The 7991-nt window shown below is 70.5% G+C and carries 5 protein-coding genes and 1 pseudogene; 1 reads left to right on the top strand and 5 read right to left on the bottom strand.

What is annotated here, in order from left to right; genetic code table 11:
* The 4 genes and pseudogenes from A9X04_RS03840 to A9X04_RS03825 all read right to left on the bottom strand — a co-directional run.
* Positions 1-2729: pseudogene (locus A9X04_RS03840) on the bottom strand (heavy metal translocating P-type ATPase); the annotation flags it as partial.
* Positions 2730-3044: 315 nt separating this feature from the next.
* Positions 3045-4511 carry an FAD-dependent oxidoreductase gene (locus A9X04_RS03835; protein WP_067917897.1) on the bottom strand — a complete coding sequence of 489 codons (1467 nt, stop codon included), beginning with the start codon at positions 4509-4511 and terminating at the stop codon, positions 3045-3047.
* Positions 4508-5416, bottom strand: coding sequence for a biphenyl-2,3-diol 1,2-dioxygenase (gene bphC / locus A9X04_RS03830; protein ID WP_067917895.1), 909 nt, complete (start codon positions 5414-5416; stop codon positions 4508-4510). Before bphC ends, A9X04_RS03835 begins: the two co-directional genes overlap by 4 nt.
* A gap of 9 nt (positions 5417-5425) precedes the next feature.
* Positions 5426-6622 (bottom strand): acyl-CoA dehydrogenase family protein, encoded by a 1197-nt coding sequence (locus A9X04_RS03825; RefSeq protein ID WP_067917893.1) that lies wholly within the window; start codon positions 6620-6622, stop codon positions 5426-5428.
* 70 nt (positions 6623-6692) lie between these two features.
* On the opposite strand from A9X04_RS03825, the gene A9X04_RS03820 reads away from it, so the two are divergent.
* Complete coding sequence (locus A9X04_RS03820) at positions 6693-7163, top strand: nuclear transport factor 2 family protein (protein ID WP_067917900.1); 471 nt, start codon at positions 6693-6695, stop codon at positions 7161-7163.
* 136 nt (positions 7164-7299) lie between these two features.
* Here the strand turns inward: A9X04_RS03820 and A9X04_RS03815 are convergent.
* Positions 7300-7991: alpha/beta fold hydrolase (locus tag A9X04_RS03815; RefSeq protein WP_067917892.1), on the bottom strand; the 692-nt coding region annotated here is incomplete at its 5' end.

The following is a 7991-nucleotide window of genomic DNA, read 5'->3' as shown; positions in this document are numbered from 1 at the left end:
CCGAGCGCCTCGGCCGCTCGCGGGACCCGCACCAGCGCGCCGGCTTCGCCCAGCCGCTGCGCCGACGCGGACTGCGCGAGGGTCGCCATCAAGGGCATGCCCTCCGGGATGGCCGCCACCGAGACCGCGATGGCGCTGCTCAGCGCTTGGCGCAGGCCGCCGGCGCGCAGCAGGCCGAGGGCGCCGACAGCGACGCCGCCGCCCGCGCTGAAGGGGAACGCGCGGCTCATCAGCTGGCTGAGTTGATGATGCAGGCCGACGGTGGGCAGGTCCCCGGAGGCCAGTTCGGCGGCGCGACGCGTCTGGGTGTCCGCGCCGACGGCGGTGACCACCGCGACCGCGGTGCCCGCCACCACGGTGGTTCCGGCGTAGATCATGCAGCGACGTTCGGCCAGTTCGGCCCCCGGTGTGGCCTCGACCTGCTTCTGGACCGAGAGGGACTCGCCGGTGAGCGACGATTCGTCGACCTCGAGGTCGTGCGCCTCGATCACCCGGGCGTCCGCGGGCACGACCTCGTCGCTGCGCACCTCGATCACGTCGCCGGGCCGCAACTGCTCGACCACGACGTCACGGTAGCCGCGCGCGGCGGTGACCAACCGCGCCGGCGGCGCCTGCTGAGCCAGCAGGCGGGTCAGCCGGTTTTCGGCCTGCAGCTGTTGGTAGGTCGACAGCATCGCGTTCCCGGTCAGCACGGTGCCGACGAGTAGCGCGTCGGCCGGTGACCCCAACACCGCGGTCGCGGTCGAACACAACGCGAGGACCGGGGTCAACGGGTCGCCGGTCAGCTCGGCGCCGGCGGCTTTGACGAAATCCCATGCCGCGCCGGGGAACCGTGCGCCGCGTGGCGCGGATTCCGTCGCGGCAGAACACTCGTCGGAGTCGCGCAGCGTCGCCAATACGTCGCGGACCCGCTCGGCGGACATCGCATGCCATTCGTGGGCCGGCGCGGGCCGGGGGATCCGGGTGCCGATCGTGCGGCGCGCCAGCAGATATCCCGACAGGATCCCCGCGACGGCTCCGACGGTCACCGGGCCCGGTCCCCGCAACCTGCGCACCCCGGGCACCATGAACAGCGCGCCCAGCGCCGACGCGCCCACCGATATCGCGATGCCCTGCTGGCTCGCCCTGCGCGCCGCGGGCAACGCATGCAACACCCGCCAGGCCGCCGCGAGGTCCTCCATCATCAGGTCCGCGTGCCAGGGCGGCGGCCCATCGGCGTCGGGCTTGATCCCCAGCGCCAGGTCGGCGGCCGAAAGGGCTTGTGCGGCAGCCGAGGACAGCACGGCGACCGTGCGCCCTCCCCGTTGCAGCTCGGCCACCGCATCGGCGAGCGCGTCGTCGATGCGGCCATCGCTGACCGGCCGGATGTCATCGAACGCCTGCCGCAAGTCGCCGAGCAGGTCGGTGTCGACCGACACCAGCCGAGCGCCGGAGTCGCGCGCCTGGGTCATCATCGCGGAGGCCAGCGGGTGAGCGGCCGGGGCGATCAGCGCCTCGACCGCGCCGTTGCCGTCGATCGCATGGATCGGGTGCCAGCCCGCGGCCGCGCCGTCGTCGAGGAGTCCCTGCGCGCGGGTCCACGCGCTGAGCAACTGGTCGTCGCCGGCGCCGCGGACGCGCACCACCCGCATCTGAGCGCCACACAACACGCGCGGATCGATCAGTAGCGCATCGACCTTGTGGAGCCGGCGCAAACCCTCCGGGCGCAGCGCCAGCACCGCGTGCCGGTCCGCCAAGCCCCGCCCGAGGGTGGTCGCGAACGCCTCATGCGTGGTGCGCATCGCCTTCGGGGAAGCCGCCAGGGCCGCATTGGAGGCCATCGTGACGTTGCGGGTGAGGGCCCCGGTCAGGCCGACACCGATCAGCTGCCCCCACGCCGCGCGCGTGCCGTGCCGCTCGATCGGCCCAGCCGGTGCCCGGACCGGGCGCGGTGCGCGGTGCACCCCCGAATCCTGGGCGTGCCGGGCCAACTCCGGCTCGTAGCGGTCCCATGCCCGCGCCGCCGCGCGGCACTCGGCGGCCTTGAAGGCCTGCATCGTCAGGTCCACCGACAGTTTCGCCGGCGACAGCGTGACCACGTGCGCGACCATGCCGGTGACCGACAACGCCATGTCCGTCGCGCCGGGTCCGATCCCGGCCTCGAGCGCACGGCGCACCCACGGTTGATGATTCGCGATCGCGGACACCGCCTCGACGGCGATCGGCGCCGCCGGCAACCGCAATGCCCGCCCCGCGAGGGCGACCGTGAACGCGGCAACATTGGCGGCCACCATCGCGCCGCGTGCCGCCAGCAGCAGACCGTCACCGGGCAGACTCTCCCCGCGGGTGAAGCCCGTTGCACCGCAATCTGATTCGACTGCATCGAGCGCAGAGCAGAGGTCGTTCAGCGACGCTCCGTCGGGGTCGGTCTCGACGACCACCCGCGACAGCGGGAGATTCAGGCTGGCGTTCGCGACGCCGGGCTGTGCCCGCAGCGCATCAACGACGGCTCGGGCCCGCGCCGGGCCGTCGATTCCGCGGACCTCGATCCACCTGCGACCGTCACCGCGCCCGGTACGCCGGGTCAGCGTGGAGCGGGAAACCTCACCCGAGAGCAGCTTTGCGCCCACCCGGACCGGCAGGGCGGCAACATCGAGGCCGGCGGCGGCGAGCCTGCCGGCCGCATCGCCAACCCCCGCGGCGGCGCCGAGCGCGGTCGACGCCACCCGCAACGGCGAAAGTTGTCGCACACGCAACCCCTTTCACACGACGAATGGTTGGTTCGCGGCTATCCGCGGGGAGGCCGCCGATCGACGCTGGCCGGGGCTGCAAACCCGACCAACCTAACCCGCGGTTAAGGGGCCAGCAACTTGAGGCGAATCCGAGTAAAGAACATGTAAAAAGTGATCGATGCTGTTGGGGGCATTCGATCAAATTGTTCGGGTCGCCTGATTCATATTTGGAGCAAACCCTCAGAGGCTGTCGCTGTCACCATACCGCGGCGTAGCGTCATCGCGACCCATCGCGCCGCGTTTCGCCGTGGGAGATCGCGCTCGCGACGTGGTTCAACCCCGGGCGGCCGATCGGCCCGCGCGGCGGCCGTAGAAGCTGCCGTCGCCGAGTGAGATGCCGCTGGCGTAGCCCCAGGCGGCGAGCCCGGCGGTGCAGCGGCCGGCGGCGAAGAGGCCGGGGATGGGTTGGCCGCTGACGTGGAGCACTTCGGCGTCGAGCGTGGTGGCCAACCCGCCGAGGGTGAAGCCGCCGGTGTTCTCGCGCAGGTCGATGGCGCCGACCGGGGAGCTGATGGGCTTGAGCCATTCGGGTTTCTTGTGCAGCAGGGGGTCCTCGCCGTGGGCGGCGCCCGCGTTGTAGGCGGCCACGGTCGCCTGCAGGCAACCGGGCGCCAGGCCCATGTCGCGTTCGAGGTCGGCGACGGTGTCGGCCACCCAGGTCGCCTCGCGCAGCATGAATTTCGGGGACCACGAGGCCTTGGCCTCTTGTTGGGCGTCGTCGTCGATGATCAGGTAGGCGGTGTTGTCCTGCTGGTAGAGCGTGAGTTGGCCGATGCGGCCGGGGTAGGTGTCCTCGGCGACGTAGCGCTGGCCGCGGCCGTTGACCAGGATGCCGCGCACCAGCTGCTGCGGGTCGATGAAGATCGCGACCTCGGTGGCGTCCATGTGCGCCAGGTCGGCGCCCAGCGCCTGGGCCATCCGGATCGCCTGGCCGTCGTGCTGCTCGATCGAGGCGGCCGGGCGACCCGCGATCCGCGGCGCGTAGCGCGCGACCATCGCGTCGTTGTAGGCGAAGCTGCCCGTCGCGAGCACGACGCCGCGACGCGCGCGAAACGACATCTCGCTGCCGTACCGGCGCGCGCGGATGCCGACCACCCGACCGTCGGCTTCGACGATGAGGCGCTGCGCCCGCACGTCGTAGACCGCACGCGCGCCGGCCGCGGTGGCGGTCTCGACGAGCGGCTTCATCAGCATGTAGCCGGCGCTGGCCTCGCCCTGCTTCTTGTTGGACATCTGCGGGACGTGCCCACGCGGGGCGGGGGAGGCGACGGTGTTGAACGGGTAGGCGTTTTCCCCGCCGCTGTACATCAGGCCCTGGTCGCCCATCGGTTCCCAGCCGGGTTCGGCGAAGAACTCGGCCTTGAACGGCACGCCGCAGCCGACGAGCCACTCGTAGTGGGCGACGCTGCCGGCGCAGTAGTCGGCGATGCGGTTCGCGTCTGCGCCGGGTCCCATCGCGACGTTGAGGAACGCCGCCATGTTGTCCACGGAATCCTCGAAGCCGCAGGCCTTTTGCAGCGGGGTGCCGCCGCCGAGGTAGATGAACCCGCCGGCCATCGCCGCCGCGCCGCCCCAGGATCCCGTGCGTTCCAGTACCAGCACGTCGGCGCCGCCACGCGCCGCCTCCACCGCCGCGGCGGCCCCGGCCACGCCGTAGCCGGCGACGACCACGTCGGCCTCGTCATCCCACGACGTGATCGAGGAGGCCGGGATCGGGGTGACCTCGGTATCGGGCGTCATAACCGCATGGCCGCGGGCATGTCGCCGATCCACTGGTGGCCCCAGTAGCTGTCGGCGGTGATTTCCTCTGCGGTGTAATAGCTTTCGTCGACGCGCATACCGTCGGTGCCGAATTCGATGTCCCAGTCACCGGGCGCGCGGACGTAGAACGACACCATCTTGTCGTTGGTGTGCCGGCCCAGGGTGGAGGACAGCTGGAAGCCGTCGGCGTTGACCCGGTCCAGGGCCTGCCCGACGGCGTCGAGGCTGTCGACCTCGACCATGATGTGCACCACGCGCGGGTCGCGCTGGTGTGCGGCCGGCACGATCGCCAGGCTGTGGTGTCGCTCGTTGATGCCCAGGAACCGAACCCGCACGGGCCCAAACTCTTTCGGCAGCGGCACCCGGAACGCGCCGCGGGACCGGAAACCCAGCACCTCGGTGTAGAAGTCGAACAGCGCGCCGGGGTCGGTGGCGGGTATGACCACGTGGCCCATGCCCTGGTCGCCGGTGACGAATCTCGCGCCGAACGGGGTGACGACCGGGCTGTGGTCGAGCACCGCACCGTGGAAGATCTCGAGCGTGGTGCCGGCCGGGTCCTCGAAGGTGATCACCTCTTCCACCCGGCGTTGCTCGGCCTCGTCGGTGGACAGCTGCTTGAACGGGGTCCCGGCGGTGTCCAGGGTGGCCTTCACCCGTTGCAGGGCAGCGCGGTCGCGCACCTCCCAGCCGACGGTGAGCACCCGGTCGCTGTCGCCGGGCACCACGATCAGCCGGGCTGCGCGCTCGTCCATCCGCAGATACAGCGCGTCAGGGTCGGGGCCCTTCCCCTCGGCGAAACCCAGCACGCCGAAGGCGAAGTGCCGCCAACGGTCGACGTCGTTCGTCGAAACGGTGATGTAGCCCAGGCTTTTCAGATCGGTCAACGCGCTCTCCTAGATCAAAGCCCGTAGGGGGCCCTCGGGCGGATCGATACCCAGCGAACTCAGCGCCGACGCGTGATAGGCGGTGCCGGGGACGTGGATGGCGTGCAGGTGGCCGACGTGCACGTCGCGCCAATACCGTTGCAGCGGCTTGTCCATGCGTGCCGCGTTGCCGCCCGAGCGGGCGAAGATCTCGTCGACCGCCGCCACCGCGCGCCACACCGCGCGGATCTGGGTGCGCCGCCCGGCCGCGCGGTCGGCGAACGACACCTCCTTGCCGGCGGCGACCATGTCGTAGATGCGGTCGGCGTTGGCCAGCAGCTCCTGGCGGGCGGCGTTGATGTCGGCGGCGGCCTCCCCGATCGCGTGCATCACGTAGGGGTCGTCCTTGATCGCGGTTCCGGTGGCGCCGACGCGCCCGCGCTGGTAATCCAGGTGCGCGGCCAGCGCGCCCTCGGCGATGCCGATGGTCGCCGCGGAGATGCCCAGCGGGAACATCGTCGACCACGGCATCAGGTACAGCGGTTCGGTCATGCCGGCCTCACGCTGGGCGGTGCCGTCCATCACCTTGGTCGCATCCATCGTCCGGTAGGACGGGACGAACGCGTCGGAGACGATGACGTCCTTGGAGCCGGTTCCCCGCAGCCCCACCACGTTCCACGAGTCCTCGACGATCTCGTAGTCCTTGCGCGGCAGAATCATGTGCAACATCTGCGGCGGCATGATCGGAATGCCCTTGTCGTCGCCCAGCATCGCGCCCAGGATGATCCAGTCGCAGTGGTCGGTGCCCGAGCTGAACTGCCAGCGGCCGTTGAACAAATAGCCGCCGTCGACCGGCCTGGCCACCCCCTGCGGCGCGTAGGGGGAGGCCATCCACGTGTCGACGTCGTCGGCCCAGATCTCGGCGGCCACCTTCGGATCCGCGTAGGCCAACTGGTAGGGGTGCACGCCCACCACGCCGACGATCCAGCCGGCGGCCGGGTCCAGCGCCGCGGTCGCCATCGTCGTCTCGGCGAACTCGCGCGGGTGGACCTCGAAGCCTTGATACTGCTTGGTCTGCAGCATCCGGATCAGGCCCGCGCCCTTGATCAGCTTGACCGTGTCGTCGGTGAGCCGGCCGATCCGCTCGGCTTCGGCGGCCTGGTCGCGCAGCTGGTCGCCTAGTTCAATGACCCGGTCGATTACCCGGTTCGGAACCCGCTCGCTCATGCAGTTCGTCCTAACGTGTGAGGGCTTAGTAATGGTCTACCGCAGTAACCCCGACGATGAGGAGAAAACCATGACCGATGTCGACGACATCGCGGCACGGCTGCGCCGACTCGAGGACGAACGCGACATCGCCCGCCTCATCGCCTCCTACGGCCCGGCGGTGGATGCGGGGGACGCCGAAGCGGCCGCGCGTTTGTGGACGCGCGACGGCAGCTACGACGTCGACGGCTGGCGCATGGAGGGCCGCGCGGAGGTGCGCGCCATGGTGCAGTCGCCGGCCCACCAGAACCTGGTGGCCAAGGGGTGCTGTCACTTCCTCGGACCGTGCGTCGTCACCGTCAGCGGCGACTCGGCGGTGGCGGTGTGCGAGTCGTTGGTGCTGGTCCGACACGGCGACGGCTATCGGGTATGGCGTTGCGCGGCAAACCATTTCACGCTGCTGCGGATCGACGGCGAGTGGCGGATCGGCGTCCGCACCACCCGTGTCCTGGACGGCAATCCGGATGCGCGCGCGTTGCTGACCCAAGGCCTGGCCGGCTAGGCCGTCGAAATCGACGTTAGCGCCAACTCTTCTCACACTTTTCCGCGCTGGCGTCGATTTCGAGGGGAGACATGGGCGCCGGCGTGTAGATGGCATCGACCCGCTTCGCCCGGCTTCGCCGCGCTGGCCGTCGCCGCTAGCCCCGCGAGAGGAACGCCAGCACGACGCTCTCGAACGCCTCCCGGGCCTCGATCATCGCCCAGTGCCCGGAATTGGGGAAGATGTGCAGCTCCGCGTTGGGGATGGTGCGCATCGGGATGAGGGCCATGTCCGGCGGGCTCACCCGGTCGTCGCGTCCCCACGTCAGCAGGGTGGGCGCGGTCAGCTTGTGCATGACGGCCCACGGCATCGGGCGGTCGGAGGCGGCCATCGCGGCGTTCATCGCGGCGAAGGCCGCCTTCCCGTACATGCGGCGCGCCGCGGCCAGCGTGTCCGGGTCGGTGGCCAGCTCCCAGCGTTCCGCGATCAGCTCCTCGGTGATCAGCGCCTGGTCGTAGACCATCGACTTGAGCCAGTCGACCAGCCGCTGCCGGGTGGGGTCCTCGACGAACTCCTGCAGCAGCCGGATGCCCTCGCTCGGGCTCGGGCTGAAGATGTTGGTCCCGATGCCGCCGATGGTCACCAATCGGTCGACGCGGTCGGGGTTGTGGGTGGCGAAGTTGATGCCGACCCCGCCGCCCATCGAATTGCCGACGATGTGCACCTTCCGGACCTCGAGCGCGTCCAGGAAGGGCGACACGGTCCCGAACGCGGTGACCATCGGGTGGCCGCCGAAGTCGTCGCTGACACCGAAGCCGGGAAACTCCAGGATCAGGCAGCGGAACCGCT

Source organism: Mycobacterium sp. E3247 (assembly GCF_001667785.1).
GTDB lineage: Bacteria > Actinomycetota > Actinomycetes > Mycobacteriales > Mycobacteriaceae > Mycobacterium.
Note: the sequence above shows the minus strand (reverse complement) of the source record. Positions and strands in the feature narration are given on the sequence as shown.